This window comes from Bacillus sp. PK5-006 (genome assembly GCF_054161415.1).
Genome location: NZ_CP096414.1, coordinates 1,808,319 through 1,825,000, shown reverse-complemented (window position 1 = coordinate 1,825,000; position 16,682 = coordinate 1,808,319). Strand labels below are relative to the sequence as shown.

Sequence of the window (16,682 nt, the reverse complement as noted above, 5' to 3'; positions counted from 1 at the left end):
TGTTGCAGCCAATTTTAGAAGAATATGTTCATTATACACAAAAGAACGTTTGTTCTCAAAGGTTTTTTAAACAGAAAAGTCAGCTTTCTTTGACGAAAACTGACAAGCCCTTTACCTCTTTTCTGGATTCCAGCCATCGGCTCCGCCAAGAACAGCCTGAACTGTGATTTGACTTGCTTCATTTTGGGTTAAAATGGTTGACCATTTTACGCGGTTTGCTGGACTGCTTCCCGCTCCTGTCGATCCAAATTCTTTATATCTGGCCGTTCTTTCGTTGTCACGGTTATCCCAGTTATGCCATCCCTCTGCTTTCACATGATCATCCATTTTTGTATGGAGGAATGTTACAGCCGAATAAGGTCTCCACGGACGTCCTAAATAAACCGATTGCACAGCTGCCGTCCCCTTTTTCAGCGTTGAGTCCATGAATACATAGCCGTACCTTTGCGCTTCTGTAGTGGATGCTGCAGTAATATACCCATTTCCAAGGCTTTTTATTTCAGCTCTTTTAAACACAGCTGTGGCTGATCCAAAAATAAAATCGACCGTGCCTTCAATATAGCAGTTTTCGTAATATTGCCGCCCTGTGCCTGTTGCATAAAGTGTATCTTGATAGCCTAACACACGTATTTGTTTGAACACAGCCCGGTCGCCAGACACATACAGCGCAACTGCCTGACCCGCATGTCTGCCAGCTGTATTTTGAAAGGTGATATTTTCTGCATAAAAATCGTTTGCACGAATCATTGTGCTTGAGCTGTTTGTTGTACTCCCAGTGCTTGCATTTGTATCATCATACGTAAGAATCGTCTTGTGCTGGTTTTCGCCAATAAAGGATACGTGTGGTTTATTTTGCGGAAGCAATATTTTTTCTTTATATACGCCATTTTTAATATAGATCGTTGCCGGTTGTTGATTGTTTGCTGGAATCGCATCAATGGCAGACTGAACGGTGCGGTATGTCCCGCTTCCCTTTTGATCAACGACAAGGACGCGGTTATGCCCGGCTTCTGCTGCTTGAAGTGAAGCTGGGTCAAAAAGAAAGAAAGACAAGACCATGACCATCCATACGTTTCTAAATTTCATCACATATCTCCCCCTCATTTTGTGAACGTTTTCATCAAACATTCTTTTTGATCCTATTCCGTACACGCACAAAAAAACACCCACGTTTTTATGTTGTGGATGTTTTTTTAGACTCTTCATATTGCATCGCATAAATCCCTTCATTTTCAATCCATTCACAAAATAGAACGTCTCGATAAGAGGAAATATGCTGCTTTTTTAATTGCTCATTTAGCCAGGATTCATCAAAACCGGCTTCTTGAAGATCTTTTTTTAAAATTTCGCCGTCAATAATAAACGTTCTAGGCAATTTCACTTCTTTTCCCTTCACGTTCACATCTTCGGCTGTGGCTGGGGCGTATTTCATTTTCGGAAGAACGCTGACAGAGCCGTCCGTTTCCAAAATAGCATATTCAATTTCATTCAGGGCAAAATGGCCTTTTGCGCGAACCAGTGTCTGCAGCTGATTGATATCAAGCATATTCTTCTTCAACCGATTGTAGCGAATCTTCCCCTTATCAATCACAAGACTAGGTCTTCCTTCTAAAAAAGCGCGAATGGATTTAAAGCGCTGTGAAAGCCATTCAACTGTATAAATGAGAACGCCCCATACTGCAACAGCAAATAAAATGTGCTGAATCCTGACTTCCGGATCAAAAATAGCGTTTCCGACCATTTCGCCTAAAATTAGTGCAGAAATGAAATCAAACGGTGTGATTTGTGCAAATTGTGTTTTCCCTAATAATTTTGTAATAAAAAATAAAGCGAAAAATCCGATTAAGAGTTCAATCAAAATATTAACGAACGGCACAAAAATTCCTTCCTTTCTTGCTGCATTTATATACAGCATATACATGAAAGGAAGGATCTAAACCATTTATGAAGGCAATAAAATAAAGACATTATCCCCTTCAACGAATGTTTCATATGTTTTAACGCATCCGTGATCTGGTGCTTGAACGTTTCCTGATGAAAGATCAATCTTCCAATCATGCATTGGACAGAAAACGTGATTGCCGCTGACCATGCCTTCAGCCAGAACGCCGCCTTTATGAGGACAGCGATTTTCAATGGCTTTGAACTGCTTATTAGAAGTTTGAAAAACAGCTAATTCAAGTGTACCGGCTTCAACTGTTTTCCCTAGCTGGAGCGGAAAATCTGATAGGGTGCCAATGTGAACTTTAACAACTGAAACTGTCATATGATCTCATCCCTTCAATTGATTTATACGGAAGCCGTCGCTTTTTGAAATAATTGTCTCGTGTCTTTTTGGCTCTCGCGAAGCTCCTGCCAAGGCTCTTCATATGTTGAAAGCGCAATGTCCATTCTTTCGATTAAGGCTGCTCGTTTTTCATCATCCAGGAGTACTGATTGAATATGATCTAACCCAAGTCGCTCAACCCAAGCAGAGGTTCTTTCTAAATAATTTGCCGTTTCTCTGTAATATTGCAGGTATGCTGCGGCCATTTGCTCTACTTCTTCTGCTGTACTGACCTTCATTAATAAATCTCCAGCCCGCAGGTGTGTGCCGCCATTTCCGCCGGCGTACAATTCAAACCCTCCATCTATCCCCACGATACCGAGGTCTTTAATTCCAGACTCTGCACAGTTTCTCGGACAAGCAGAGACGGCCATTTTTACTTTATGCGGTGTCGCAAGACCTTCAAATTTCTTTTCAAGTGCAATTCCAAGAGCCATGGAGTCCTGCGTGCCGAACCTGCAAAATTGTTCTCCAACACATGTTTTAACTGTTCTTAAAGATTTCCCATAAGCATAACCCGATGGCATATCTAGATCCGCCCACACTTTTGGTAAATCTTCTTTTTTGACACCTAGAAGATCGATACGCTGACCGCCAGTCATTTTCACAAGCGGTATTTCATATTTGTCGACGACATCGGCTATTTTCCTCAAGTCATTTGCATTGGTGACGCCGCCGTACATTCGCGGAACAACTGAATAGGTACCATCGTTTTGAATATTGGCATGCATCCGTTCATTTACAAAGCGTGAGCTCTTTTCATCTTTGTATTCAAGTGGATAAAGCATGCCTAAATAATAATTCAGTGCAGGTCGGCATTTTGAACAGCCCTCTTCTGTATTCCAGTCAAGTACATTCATTACTTCTTTGACATGCTGCAAGCCTTTTTCTTTGATTTCATGAATGACTTCATCTCGTGAAAGAGTGGTGCAGGCACAGATGGTTTCTTTTTGGGCTGTCCGGCTTGCATCCTCACCTAGCGTATGCCAAAGAATCTCTTCGACAACAGGCTGACAGCCTCCGCAAGATCGTGAGGCACTTGTACATTGCTTGACTTCCTGAAACGTTGTTAAGCCTTCTTTCTGAATGGCTTCTACAATCTGCCCTTTTGACACGCCATTACAGCCGCAAACGATATGGTCGTTTGCCATGCTGTCAATCGTGCTTTCTTGCGCCGAATCATTGGAGGTTAAGACAGATACCTTCTCCATATCCGACATATCTATTCCTTCTTTAATGTACGAGAATAAACGAGGTCCGTCGCTTGTTTCTCCAAACATGACGGCGCCTACTAATCGGTTTTGCTGGAAGACGAGTTTTTGATAGATGCCTTTTTGTTCGTCAAAAATTTTAATCGCCTTTTTCTCATCGTTTTCAATAAAATCACCAGCTGAAAACACATCAACTCCTGATACTTTCAGCTGTGTTGAGAGAACAGAGCCTTCATATGGAGCAGGGTTCAAGCCGCATACATGCTTGGCAAGTACAGCCGCTTGATCGTATAAAGGAGCAACTAATCCGTACGTTTGTCCCCTGTGTTCCACACATTCGCCGACGGCATAAATGCCCGGTACACTTGTTTCCATGAAATCATTGACAATAATCCCTCGGTTCACTTCAAGCCCGCTTATTTCTGCAAGCATTTTACTTGGTTTAATTCCCGCAGCCATGACGACTAGGTCTGTCTCAAGTGTAGTGCCGTCTGAAAATGATAATCCTTCTACTCTTGTATCTCCTAAAATCTCATTTGTCTGTTTTCCAAGCAGGAATTTCATCCCCTGTTCTTCTAATGCTTTTTGAAGAAGCTGGCCTGCAATAGGGTCTAGCTGGCGTTCCATTAAATGAGAGCTGAGATGAATGACATTCACTTCCATGCCTAAGTTTAATAGGCCGCGTGCTGCTTCAAGCCCAAGGAGTCCGCCTCCGATGACTGCTGCTTTTTTGTACATGGTAGAGGCATTGACCATTTCCTCAGTGTCTTGCAATGTACGAAAAGCCGTTACGCCTTTTTTATCACTCCCTGGAATTGGCAGGATGAATGGAAGGGACCCAGTTGCTAAAATCAATCGGTCATAATGCACGGTCCGTCCTTGATCACTGATGACCGTTTGGTTCTCTGTATCAATCTTCACAATGGTCTCGTTTGTAAACAGCTGAATATTATGCTCTTGATACCAGTTCCAATCGTTTAACGTAATATCCTCGACCTTCGTATCTCCTTGAAGCACTTTCGATAAAAGAATTCGGTTATAGTTAGGATGCGGTTCACTCCCAAATACCGTCATGTCGAATCGTTCGCCGTCTGTTTTTAAAATGTTTTCAAGGCTTCGAATGCCCGCCATACCATTCCCCACTAATACGAGTTTTTCTTTCATGAATAAACACCCCTCATGTGATCATTTTTTAGAAAATACCATAATCTAAACATAGATGGAAAATACATGTTAAAATTTCTCACATAGTTTTTCATTCACATAGGCTGACAGCTGTACAGGACAATATTTAAAGCCTGGCATTTTACTGTGCGGATCTAGTTGATCATCAATTAATAGATTAATTGATTGATGTTTGCTCCAATGAAATGGGACAAACACGGTATCTGTTCGAATGGTGTCTGAGATGCGGCATCTGATGATGACACTTCCTCTTTTTGACTTGATGGTCACGAGCTCCCCGTGCTGAAGTCCATATGTTTTCGCTGTGTCAGGATGAAGCTCTGCATATGCTTCAAACTGTCTGGCAACAAGAGAGGTGCTCCTTCTTGTTTGAACGCCTGTTTGGTAATGAGCCATCACCCTGCCGGTCGTTAAATAAAGAGGGTATTCTTGACTGACGGGTTCCTTTGCAGCCTTTTTTTCGTGTGTGACGACGGCAAACTTCGCTAAACTGTCAGAATGTGAGAATGCATGTTCAAATAATCTTTCAGTTCCCGGGTCTTCTAAATGAGTACAAGGCCACCTAATGCCTTGTTCCTTCCTCAGCCTTTCATAGGTTATGCCTGAATAATCAGCCTTTGCACCTTTCGTTACGGCTCTTAATTCCTCAAAGATCTCTTCTGCGGATGAAAAGGAAAAATGGCTTCCTTTGCCTAATACAGCTGCTATTTCACAAATGATTTGCCAATCGTGCTTTCTTTGGTGTTTAAGTGGATATGTTGCTTCTCTAAGCGTAACGCGGCCCTCTACGTTTGTCACGGTACCTTCATCCTCTAAATATGACGAAGTCGGTAAAATTACATCTGCCAGCGCAGCTGTCTCAGACATAAATAAATCAACGGCAACAAAAAAGGACAAGTTCTTGATGGCTTGCTGAATCAAGTGCGCGTTTGGCCCTGATTGGACAGGATTTGAGCACATTAAAAAGAGCGCTTTGATTTCACCTGCCTGCATTTTTTCAAACATTTCAAAAGCAGACACGCCCTTTCCTGGAAGTTCTTTTTCATCAATGTTCCATCGTTCAGCCATTTCTTTTCTGTGAGCAGGGTTTGAGATATCTCGATATCCTGGAAGCTGATCTGCTTTTTGCCCATGCTCTCTTGCTCCCTGGCCATTTCCCTGGCCGGTTATTGCGCCATAGCCGCATCCAAAGCGGCCGATCTTCCCAGTAACAAGCAGAATATTCAGGAAATTACGGACAGAGGCTGTACCGTCTATTTGCTGCTCAATGCCTCTTGCTGTAAAAATCATACCTGTCTTTTCTTGCGCGAATTTCCTTGCTATTTTCTGCATCACATCAATCGTCACGCCAGTTTGCTCAGCAATGTCTGGCAAGGAGATGCGTGAGATGTGCTCCTTTAGTTTTTGGAAACCTGATGTTCGTTGATGAATAAATGATTCATCGATTAAATGCTCATGCAGCATGATGTGCAATATGCCGTTTGCCAGTGCGGCATCTGACCCTGGTTTTAGGCTGACATGTAAATCGGCTAATTGGGCTGTCGGAGTTTTGCGCGGATCAATGACGATGAGAAATGCGCCATTGTTTTTTGCCTCTTCAATGTAGGGCAGGAAGGTTGGCTGACATTCCGCTATATTCGTTCCAACCAATATCAACACCCGTGCATGCTTGATGTCGCTTAAAGGAAAGGTCAGACCACGGTCAAGTCCGAATGTTTGATTTGCGGCAGTTGCTGCCGAAGACATACATAGTCTGCCGTTATAATCGATGTATTTCGTTTTCAGCGCCACTCTTGCAAATTTCCCGAGTAAGTACGCTTCCTCATTTGTTATTGATGCGCTTCCGTACACACTGATCACATCATGGCCATGCGACAACTGAAGGGATTCTATGTTTGTTTTGATTTCTTCGAGAGCCTCCTGCCATGTCGCTTTTACAAATTGTCCGTTTCTTTTGATCAGCGGGTGATTCAGGCGATCTTTATGAAGCGCGTGCTGGTGGGCATGCTGTCCTTTCATACAAAGTCTTCCGTGCGTAGTTGGATTGTGTACACCAATCGTTTGGTAGCGTGTTTGCCCTTCCACATGCTGCTCGATTAATTGCATTTTGCACTGCATACTGCAAAAAGGACATTGGGCTGGGAACACTCGCTTTTGTTCTTCCTGCTTTGATTTTTGCTGGGCATATTGTAAAAAAGATTGACTCATACCTTCACATCCTTTTGTCTTACATTTCCTTGTCTGCTTTGGTCAAATTGCGCACAGAGCTCTTCTCTTATTTCCTCATCAAGTAACTTTTCTCGAATAGAAATGTTTCCTTGCCGTGACAGCCAATCGCCAATGGATTCTTGAAAGTAAGCATTTTTTCTATACTCTTCAAGCAGCGCTTTTAAAAAAGGAATAAGCTCACTTGAATGAGCCAAGGTGTAAAAAAGCTGGCCTCCTATATAAATGTTCCATTCACCCAGCTGCTTTTTCAGACAGATGTCATCAATTGGAGCAAGTTTACACGTGCAAGAAGCACCGGTGATATGAATGGAGGTGACAGCTGGTAAAAGTGTATCTTCCACTTGTCTTTCCAGCTCCATCACAAGTGACGTGACAGCTGGATCGTCACAGTCGCATGAAAGGATATGAGATAGTCTTCTTTTCTCATTAGGCATAATTGGCCAATGATTTTTGACGATTTGTGCCGCCTGTTTTGACACACCGATGAGCCGTATTCGTTTATGCTTTGTCAGCTCTGCCTGCTCAATCAGCCTGTTCTCTAACAAAGACGTAATGATTTTCAAAAAATCCAGATCAAGCCGGCCTCCATATAATTGAGGAAGCAACATGTCTTCCTGTTCAGCAGCGCCGATTTTTTCCACCGATCCTTGAAATTGCTCGAGATAGTATTGAATGGCCGGCCGGCAGATGCCGCAGCCGTGATTCGTTTTCCATTGAAAATGTCTTTTTATTTCTTCAGCATTCACCGGTTGCTGTTTTTTAATAAACGAAAAAATGGTCTGCTCCTCTACTTCTGTACATGGACAAAAAAAGGCCTGCGATTCCGTTTGATCATGTGATGGTAACTGGCAGCAAGCACGGACGAGCTCTTGACAGCCGCCGCACCCAGTTGCTGCCCCAGTATGTTTTTTCACCTCGTCTAAGTTTGTCAGCTGATGAACCGAAATGCTTTTTAAAATCATCCCTTTTGTAACGGTTTGACATTGGCAGACGAGGTCTTCCATTTTTAATGAATCTAGTGGGGATGACTGCTTTTCATGAAGGGCTTTCATGACCACACTTTTATCACGTCCCACTTTTACATCTTGCAAAAGCTGATCGGCATTCCCCAGCTCTCCGACGAATAAAATACCTGCCAGCGCCTGACGTTCAAAGACGAATTTTTTATACACCTCTTGCTCTTCATCTAAATAAGTCACAGCTGACATAAACGGAGAATGATGTTCAATACAGCCAGCAGAATAAATCGGCAAATCAGGTACTTTTAATTTTGTTGAGTAAATGGGCTTTGGTGTATGTGTGATTTTTTCTCCTAAAAGATGCTTAGCGAGCACGCTTGCTTGTTCATAAATGGGCTGAACAAGGCCATGCACCATCCCTTGGTGCTCTGCACATTCTCCAATCGCATAAATATTCGGGATATTTGTCTCCATCACGTCATTGACAACAATGGCTTTTCTCGTGTGTATGCCATGATTCTCTGCAAGCTGTATATTCGGACGGATACCTGTTGTAAAAACAACAAGATCAGCATCCACGATATCGCCATTTTTCAATAGAACGCCTTCTACCCTCTCACCGCCTAAGCATGCAATGGTATGGGCATTTGTTTTCACCTGAATGCCTTTTCGTATGAATTTTTGCTGTAATAATCCGGCTGCTGTTTCATCTAATTGGCGCTGCATCAGCCGCTCCGTATAATGAATGATGGTGGTTTCAAGCCCCGCCATCTGCAGACCAGCTGCTACCTCCACACCAAGCACGCCGCCTCCGATCACTGCTGCTTGTTGATAATGCACCGCATCCGCACAAATGGCCTCATAATCATCAATTGTCCGAAAAGCGTATATCCCTTTTTTGGACACACCCTGAATAGGAAGAAAATTCGGCGATGAACCCGTTGCAATGACGAGCTTGTCATAGGGAATTGCCCGGCGCGCATCTGTCATGACACACTTTCGATTTGTATCGATATGTACAACTGATTCTCCTTTGTACAATGTGATGTCATGCGCGGTGTACCATTCTTTTTCCTTTAGTTGAATTTCAGCGAATGATTCGCTTTTTTGTAAAATCGACGAAAGTTTTATTCGATTGTAGGCAGAGTGCTTCTCTTTTCCAATGACTGTTATGGCATAATGTTCTGGCTGCTTTTGAATGATCTCTTCGATACATTTCATACTCGCCATGCCGTTTCCGATAAACACAAGTTTGCGTTTTGCCATCTGAAATCAACCTTTCTAAGCCTCTTGCTCGAGCACATTGTATGGATTGATTATGGCACATACTTGTAAAAAAGTGTTTATTCATGTCAATTTTTCTCACATAATACTTTCATTACATAAGTGAACTCGCTATCTTTAAGTCAGAAAATTCAAAATGGAGGAGGCGTTTTATGAAACTCTCAGAATTAAAATCAAGTGGTCATCCTAAAACATTGTTTGGTTCCTTTTTATATTTTGATGTGAGCTTTATGATTTGGGTTTTGTTAGGGGCGCTGGGTGCTTTTATTGCACAAGATTTTGCTTTATCAACCGTAGAGAAAGGCATGATTGTGGCCATTCCAATTCTATCTGGTTCTTTTTTTCGGATTGTGCTTGGTTTATTCACCGATCGAATAGGACCTAAAAAGACTGCAGTGATAGGAATGCTTTTAACGACGATTCCGCTTATTTGGGGGTTTATCGCTGGTACAACCCTTTCAGAGCTCGTACTGATTGGGATTTTGCTTGGAGTAGCAGGAGCAAGTTTTGCTGTTGCTTTGCCAATGGCAAGCCGCTGGTATCCTCCTCACTTACAAGGAGTAGCCATGGGGATTGCAGGCGCCGGGAATAGTGGAACACTAATCTCCACCTTATTTGGTCCAAGACTTGCGGAGATTTACGGGTGGCATGCCGTAATGGGGCTCGCTTTGATTCCGTTAAGTCTTGTCTTTTTGTTTTTTATTTTCACTGCAAAAGATGCACCAAATCAGCCCGCTCCTCAGCCGATTCGGTCGTACTTTTCAGTATTTCAAGTGAAATCGACATGGTTTTTCTGTTTGCTTTATGCGATCACATTCGGAGGGTTTGTCGGGCTTTCCAGTTTCCTCAGTATTTTCTTTGTGGATCAATATGGGGTTTCGAAGATTCATGCTGGTGATTTTGTGACACTTTGTGTGGCGGCAGGCAGCTTCTTTCGGCCTGTGGGCGGTCTCATTGCCGATAAAATAGGCGGAATGAAAGTACTGCTTGGATTATTCGGAATCATCGGCATCTGCTTAGGAGGCGTGAGCAGTCTTCCAGCTTTACCTGTGGTCATTGCGCTTTTATTTGTGGGGATGATGTGCCTTGGGATGGGAAATGGCGCTGTTTTTCAGCTGGTGCCTCAAGTATTTCATAAAGAAATTGGGATTGTGACCGGAATTGTTGGGGCTGCTGGAGGCATTGGCGGATTCTTTTTACCTAATATTCTTGGCAGTTTAAAAGAATTGACTGGCTCATATACGTTTGGCTTTTTGACCATTTCCCTTTTTGTTCTGATTGTCTTCCTCTGTTTAGTCGTATCGCAGCTTAAACGTAAAAAAGTGTTGATCAACCGTACCATTTCTGAATCATAAAAAGCCATGACCACACGTTGGTCATGGCTTTTCTTTATATTGTAACACCCTTTGTTTGACCTATTTTGGCAGAACCGAACTCCCCATTAAATAACGGTCTACCTCGTGCGCCACTTGTCTGCCTTCATTAATTGCCCAGACAATCAAGCTTTGCCCGCGTCTTGCATCTCCCGCTGCAAATACGCCTTCTACATTTGTTGTATATTCCCCATATTTTGCGTCAATGCGATTGTTTTTGCTGTCCACGCCAAAGTGTTTCACAAGCGGCTGTTCAGTTCCCTCAAAACCAATTGCAATAAAGACGAGCTGAGCAGGCCATACCTTCTCTGTCCCTGGAATTTCATGAAATTCAAACTTCCCTTGTTCGTTTTTCACCTTTTCCATTTGAATGGTATGAAGCTCTTTTAATTTTCCATTTTTATCTGCCACAATTTTTGTGGTTTGAATTGAATATTGACGCGGATCTTCTCCGAATTTTGCTTGTGCTTCTTCATAAGCATAATCCAGCGAGAAGACATAAGGCTGTTCTGGCCACATGTTATCCCCTACACGTGTATCCGGAAGCTTTGGATGCTTCCCGAATTGAACAACACTTTTTGCTTTTTGGCGAAGTGCAGTTGCCACGCAGTCCGCACCTGTATCTCCTCCGCCAATCACAATCACGTCTTTTCCTTTTGCATCAATGAAGTTTTTGTCTTTAAATCCTGAATCAAGCATGCTTTTCGTTGCAAGGGTTAAATAATCCATCGCAAGGTGAATCCCTTTTGCTTCCCGGCCTTCAATCAATAGATCACGCTGCTTTTGTGCACCTGTACAAAGGATAACTGCATCAAACTGCTCTTTCAGTTCATCAGCAGTAATATCCACGCCGATTTCTGTGTTTGTCACAAAGTCAATGCCTTCTTGTCTTAGAAGTTTGACTCTTCGCTCGACCACTTCTTTGTCGAGCTTCATATTCGGAATCCCGTATGTCAGCAGTCCGCCAAGACGGTCAGAACGCTCGAACACTGTGACAGCGTGCCCTGCTTGGTTTAATTGATCAGCACTTGCAAGTCCTGCTGGTCCTGAGCCGACAATGGCAATTTTCTTCCCTGTACGGCTTGAAGGGATTCTTGGTGTGATCCATCCATTTTCAAAACCTTTATCAATGATTGTGCGTTCGATATTTTTAATCGAAACAGCCGGATCATTGATAGCGACTGTACATGACCCTTCACAAGGTGCAGGACATACTCTCCCAGTAAACTCTGGGAAATTATTTGTTTTTTGCAGTCTTTCGAGAGCTTCCTTCCATCTCCCGCGATAGACAAGATCATTCCATTCTGGAATTAAATTGTAGATCGGGCAGCCAGACACGCCGCCCCTGATCTCCATCCCAATTTGACAAAACGGTGTTCCGCAATCCATACATCTAGCGCCCTGCGTCTTCAATACGTCATCTGTATAAGGAGCTGAATATTCTTTCCAGTCATTTTGACGAGTGAGAGGGTCACGTTCATTTGGCTTTTCTCTTTTATAATCCATAAAACCTGTTGCTTTGCCCATTGTCCTCTCCCCTTTCTTAATGAGCGAGGGCTGCTTTTTGCCCGTTTGCCGTTTCTTGATTTTTCGGTTTTGTGTTTGCTTCAAAGGCAAACATCACCGCTTCTTCATGACTGAGGCCCGCTTGTTTTTGTTCTTCAATGCTTTGAAGCATCATTTTGTAATTTCTCGGAATGACTTTGATGAATTGATCCTTTTCTTGCTCCCAGTTTTCAAGAAGTGCTGCTGCTTTTGAGCTGTTTGTATAATCAAGGTGTTCCTTGATCATCTGCTTCACTTCTTGTTCTTCTTCATGATCTGTGAGCTTTTCAAACATGATCATTTCCATATTGCACATTCTTTTGAACTGTTTCGCATCCGATGTATGGATGTAAGCCACACCGCCAGACATACCTGCACCAAAGTTTTTCCCAACGTCTCCTAAAATAACGACACGTCCGCCAGTCATGTATTCACAGCCGTGATCTCCAATTCCTTCAACAACCACATGTACACCTGAATTACGAACAGCAAATCGTTCACCAGCACGGCCGTTAATATAAGCTTTTCCGCTAGTTGCACCGTAAAATGCAACGTTTCCTACAATGACGTTTTCATGTCCATTTTGTACAAAATGATCAGACGTTTTCACAGCAATTTTGCCTCCTGAGAGTCCTTTGCCGATATAGTCATTTGAATCACCTGTTAAATAGAGAGACATGCCCTTTGGCACAAATGCGCCAAAGCTTTGTCCAGCTGAACCAGTGAATCTGAGTGTGATCGTATCCTCTGGCAAGCCCTCTTCCCCGTAGCGCTTAGACACTTCACTGCCAGTAATGGTTCCGGCCACACGATTGATATTGCGAATGTTCAATGATAGATCAACCGGTGTTTGATGATTCAGCGCTTCTTGCACATAAGGAAGGATTTCATTCATATCCAGCGATTCGTCAATTTTATGATTTTGCGGTGTTCTGAATGTCCGCGCTCCTTCTGGCTGATAAAGCAGTGTTTCAAGGTTTAGCTGACCTGCTTTCCAGTGAGCTTTTGCTCGTTCACTGACCGCCAGGACGTCCGTACGTCCGATTAATTCATCCATTGATGTAAAGCCGAGTTCCGCTAAGATTTCTCTTACTTCCTCTGCAATAAACATCATGAAGTTCACAATGTGATCAGGGTCACCCATGAATTTTTTGCGAAGCTCTGGGTTTTGTGTGGCAACACCGACTGGGCAAGTATCTAAATGACATGCTCTCATCATCACGCAGCCCAGCACGACAAGTGGAGCTGTCGCAAATCCGTATTCTTCTGCTCCTAAAATCGCAGCCATCACAACGTCGCGGCCAGTCATTAACTTTCCGTCTGTTTCAAGAACGACTCTCTCGCGAAGACCATTTAACACAAGGGTTTGATGCGCCTCTGCCAATCCAAGCTCCCAAGGAAGCCCTGTGTGTTTAATACTTGTTTTCGGTGAAGCTCCTGTACCGCCATCATAACCACTGATAACAATGACGTCCGCAGTTCCTTTTGCTACACCTGCTGCAATCGTACCAACGCCGGCTTTAGATACAAGCTTGACACTGATGCGTGCATCACGGTTCGCGTTTTTCAAATCATGAATCAGCTGTGCCAAATCCTCAATGGAATAAATATCATGATGCGGCGGTGGTGAAATCAATCCGACACCTGGCGTAGAACCACGTACATCGGCCACCCAAGGATACACTTTATTTCCTGGCAGCTGTCCGCCTTCTCCAGGTTTTGCTCCTTGCGCCATTTTAATTTGCAGTTCATCTGCATTGACCAAGTAATGACTTTTTACACCAAATCGGCCAGAAGCGATTTGTTTAATCGCACTTCTGCGGTCATCACCGTGTTCATCTACTGTAAAGCGGGCAGGATCTTCTCCGCCTTCTCCGCTGTTACTTTTACCGCCAATTCGGTTCATCGCAATCGCAAGTGCCTCATGCGCTTCTTTACTTAAAGATCCAAATGACATGGCACCTGTCTTAAAGCGGCGCACGATGGATTCAGCAGATTCAACCTCTTCCAGACGAACCGGCTTTTGTTTTGGCTGAAATGCAAACAAGTTTCTGAGGAAGCCGATTCTTTCTTCATCCGCTGCTTTTGTATATTGTTTAAATAGATCGTAATCTTCATTACGGCATGCCCACTGGAGCGTATGGATCGTTTTTGGGTTAAAAGCATGATGCTCTCCATTTTTTCTCCACTGGAATTCACTGCCTGATTCAAGTGTCTGGTCTGTTGCTGCTTGATACCCTGCTTCATGGCGAAGTTTTGCCTCATGAGCAATGGTGTCAAGATCAATCCCGCCAAGCTGTGAAGCTGTTCCTGTGAAATACGCTTGAATGACGTCTTCACTAATCCCAACTGCTTCAAAGATTTGCGCGCCTCTATAGCTCTGCACAGTGGAAATTCCCACTTTGGACATGACTTTGACGACACCTTCTGTCACGCTTTTACCAAACTTTGTAACAGCTTCATCAAAGCTGATCGAAATCGCTTCGTCTGCAATCAGCTGTTTGTACGTTTCATAGACAAGGTAAGGGTGAATCGCATCTGCGCCGTAGCCAATTAGTGCGGCAAAATGATGGACCTCTCTCACCTCTCCAGATTCAACGATCAGACTGACCTTTGTCCGTAGACCTTGACGCACAAGATGCTGATGAAGTGCACTTAGCGCAAGAAGTGGTGGAATCGGTACTTTTTGTGCTGTCATTTCACGATCTGAAAGGATTAATAAAGAGACACCTTCTCTGATCGCTTTTTCCGCCTCTTCAAACATCGCATCCAGTCCGCGCTTTAAATCATCGGTGAAAAGTGTATGGATTGTTTTGCTTTTAAAGGCATTATGAACAATCGTTTTCAAGCCGTTAAATTGTCCGCTCGTTAAGACCGGTGTATAAAGTTTAATTCTTCGGCATGAATATTCATTCGGATGTAAAATATCGCCTTCGGCACCTAACCAAGTCATGGTTGATGTCACGAGCTGCTCACGAATGGCATCAATCGGCGGGTTCGTGACTTGTGCAAACAGCTGCTTAAAATAATGAAAAAGAGACTGCGCACGATCTGATAACACAGCAAGCGGTGTGTCACTTCCCATTGAACCGATTGGATCCTTGCCTTCCTCTAGTAAAGGAATTAAATACTTTTGAATGTCTTCATACGTATAATGGAACGCACGCTGACGCGTCAATAAATCATCCATTATACTAGAATTTTCTGAATTTTCTTCCGAGCGATTGACGTGGACCATTTCTTCATCGAGCCATTTTTGATAAGGCAGTTCATTCGCAATGGTCGATTTCACTTCTTCGTCAGAAATAATTCGTCCTTCTTCTAGATCAATGAGCAGCATTTTACCAGGCTCAAGTCGATCTTTATACTTCACATCTTCTTCATTTGTGTCAATTACGCCAACCTCAGAAGAGAAAATGATATGATCATCATTCGTGACATAATATCTTGCCGGTCTCAATCCATTTCGGTCTAAGATGGCCCCGATTTGTTTCCCGTCCGTAAAGGAAATGGCTGTTGGTCCATCCCACGGCTCCATGAGAGAACTATGGTATTCATAAAATGCCCGTTTCTCTTTCGACATGTGCGTGTTTTCCGTCCAAGGCTCAGGAATCAGCATCATTGCTGTATGAGCAGGTGTACGGCCTGCAAGCACAAAGAATTCAAAGGCATTGTCTAAAATGGATGAATCACTTCCGTCTGCATTCAGCACTGGCAAAATCTTGTCTAAATCGTCTCCGAAGGCTTCAGATACGAATTGTTGTTCTCTTGCTCTCATCCAATTGATGTTTCCTCTTAATGTGTTGATTTCTCCGTTGTGAATTAAGTAACGGTTTGGATGGGCTCTTTCCCATGTAGGAAATGTATTTGTACTAAATCTTGAATGAACAAGTGAAAATGCAGAAACAAATGTTTCATCCTGTAGATCAAGATAAAAAGCATCGACTTGATCTGATGTTAAAAGCCCCTTGTATACGATGGTTTGACTCGACAGGCTGACAAAGTAAAATTGCTTTTCCTCTCTTGTTCCCCAGTTCTCAGCCTGCTTACGGATGACATATAATTTTCGTTCAAATGACAAACGATCTGTGATGTTGTCGTTTGCTCCGATAAAGACCTGTCTCACAACCGGACAGCTCTTCGCTGCGACAGTACCAATTTTTCCTGGATCGACAGGAACCGTTCTCCAGCCAATTAATGTTTGGCCTTCTTGTTTAATGAACCCGTTGATTTTCTGTTCGATGGCTTGACGCGTTTTTTCGTCATCATCTTTTGAAAAGAAGACCATTCCTACCCCGTAACGGCCTTTTTCAGGAAGTGCAAATTCTTTGCAGTTCTTTCTAAAGAAAGCGTCTGGCAGCTGTACCATTAAACCGGCACCATCACCTGTATACGGATCACTGCCTTGCCCGCCGCGATGATCAAGCTGGCACAGCATTTGTAATCCCTTTTTGACGATGCTATGTGTCGCCTCCCCTTTTAAATGGGCGTACAGTCCGATTCCACATGCATCATGTTCAAATTCAGGACGGTAGAGACCTTGTGGTTGTGGTAGTTGATTATAAGTCAT

9 protein-coding genes are annotated in these 16,682 nt (G+C 43.3%); 1 reads left to right on the top strand and 8 read right to left on the bottom strand.

All coding sequences use genetic code 11. The features are described 5' to 3' along the window. Positions 1–111: 111 nt before the first annotated feature. From M1D84_RS09525 to M1D84_RS09500, 6 genes are all read right to left on the bottom strand, one after another. The gene (locus M1D84_RS09525) at positions 112–1,086 is read right to left on the bottom strand and encodes a pectinesterase family protein (RefSeq protein ID WP_122630969.1); all 975 of its coding nucleotides are present in this window, start codon (positions 1,084–1,086) and stop codon (positions 112–114) included. Between the two features lie 88 nt (positions 1,087–1,174). Continuing rightward, positions 1,175–1,876: a DUF421 domain-containing protein gene (locus M1D84_RS09520; protein ID WP_122630970.1), complete on the bottom strand. Its 702-nt coding sequence runs from the start codon at positions 1,874–1,876 to the stop codon at positions 1,175–1,177. Between the two features lie 66 nt (positions 1,877–1,942). Beyond that, complete coding sequence (gene nirD, locus M1D84_RS09515) at positions 1,943–2,266, bottom strand: nitrite reductase small subunit NirD (RefSeq protein WP_024422642.1); 324 nt, start codon at positions 2,264–2,266, stop codon at positions 1,943–1,945. Positions 2,267–2,289: 23 nt separating this feature from the next. Further along, positions 2,290–4,701 (bottom strand): nitrite reductase large subunit NirB, encoded by a 2,412-nt coding sequence (nirB, locus tag M1D84_RS09510; RefSeq protein ID WP_024422643.1) that lies wholly within the window; start codon positions 4,699–4,701, stop codon positions 2,290–2,292. A gap of 69 nt (positions 4,702–4,770) precedes the next feature. After that, complete coding sequence (gene nasC / locus M1D84_RS09505; RefSeq protein ID WP_024422644.1) at positions 4,771–6,930, bottom strand: assimilatory nitrate reductase catalytic subunit NasC; 2,160 nt, start codon at positions 6,928–6,930, stop codon at positions 4,771–4,773. Continuing rightward, positions 6,927–9,176 (bottom strand): FAD-dependent oxidoreductase, encoded by a 2,250-nt coding sequence (locus tag M1D84_RS09500; protein WP_458106454.1) that lies wholly within the window; start codon positions 9,174–9,176, stop codon positions 6,927–6,929. Before M1D84_RS09500 ends, nasC begins: the two co-directional genes overlap by 4 nt. A 170-nt stretch (positions 9,177–9,346) precedes the next feature. Between M1D84_RS09500 and M1D84_RS09495 the strand changes: the two genes are divergently transcribed. Then, the gene (locus tag M1D84_RS09495; RefSeq protein WP_024422645.1) at positions 9,347–10,549 is read left to right on the top strand and encodes a nitrate/nitrite transporter; all 1,203 of its coding nucleotides are present in this window, start codon (positions 9,347–9,349) and stop codon (positions 10,547–10,549) included. 60 nt (positions 10,550–10,609) lie between these two features. Here M1D84_RS09495 and gltD read toward each other — a convergent pair whose 3' ends face one another. Together gltD and gltB are read right to left on the bottom strand one after the other, a co-directional pair. Next, the gene (gltD, locus tag M1D84_RS09490; RefSeq protein WP_024422646.1) at positions 10,610–12,094 is read right to left on the bottom strand and encodes a glutamate synthase small subunit; all 1,485 of its coding nucleotides are present in this window, start codon (positions 12,092–12,094) and stop codon (positions 10,610–10,612) included. Between the two features lie 16 nt (positions 12,095–12,110). After that, positions 12,111–16,682, bottom strand: a complete 4,572-nt coding sequence (gene gltB, locus M1D84_RS09485) for a glutamate synthase large subunit (protein ID WP_073205909.1) — start codon at positions 16,680–16,682, stop codon at positions 12,111–12,113.

Bases quoted from the DNA above. Each gene is read 5' to 3' on its own strand.
- M1D84_RS09525 (WP_122630969.1), bottom strand. From the start codon at position 1,086: ATGAAATTTAGAAACGTATGGATGGTCATGGTCTTGTCTTTCTTTCTT.
- nirD (WP_024422642.1), bottom strand. From the start codon at position 2,266: ATGACAGTTTCAGTTGTTAAAGTTCACATTGGCACCCTATCAGATTTT.
- nirB (WP_024422643.1), bottom strand. From the start codon at position 4,701: ATGAAAGAAAAACTCGTATTAGTGGGGAATGGTATGGCGGGCATTCGA.
- nasC (WP_024422644.1), bottom strand. From the start codon at position 6,930: ATGAGTCAATCTTTTTTACAATATGCCCAGCAAAAATCAAAGCAGGAA.
- M1D84_RS09500 (WP_458106454.1), bottom strand. From the start codon at position 9,176: ATGGCAAAACGCAAACTTGTGTTTATCGGAAACGGCATGGCGAGTATG.
- M1D84_RS09495 (WP_024422645.1), top strand. From the start codon at position 9,347: ATGAAACTCTCAGAATTAAAATCAAGTGGTCATCCTAAAACATTGTTT.
- gltD (WP_024422646.1), bottom strand. From the start codon at position 12,094: ATGGGCAAAGCAACAGGTTTTATGGATTATAAAAGAGAAAAGCCAAAT.
- gltB (WP_073205909.1), bottom strand. From the start codon at position 16,682: ATGACTTATAATCAACTACCACAACCACAAGGTCTCTACCGTCCTGAA.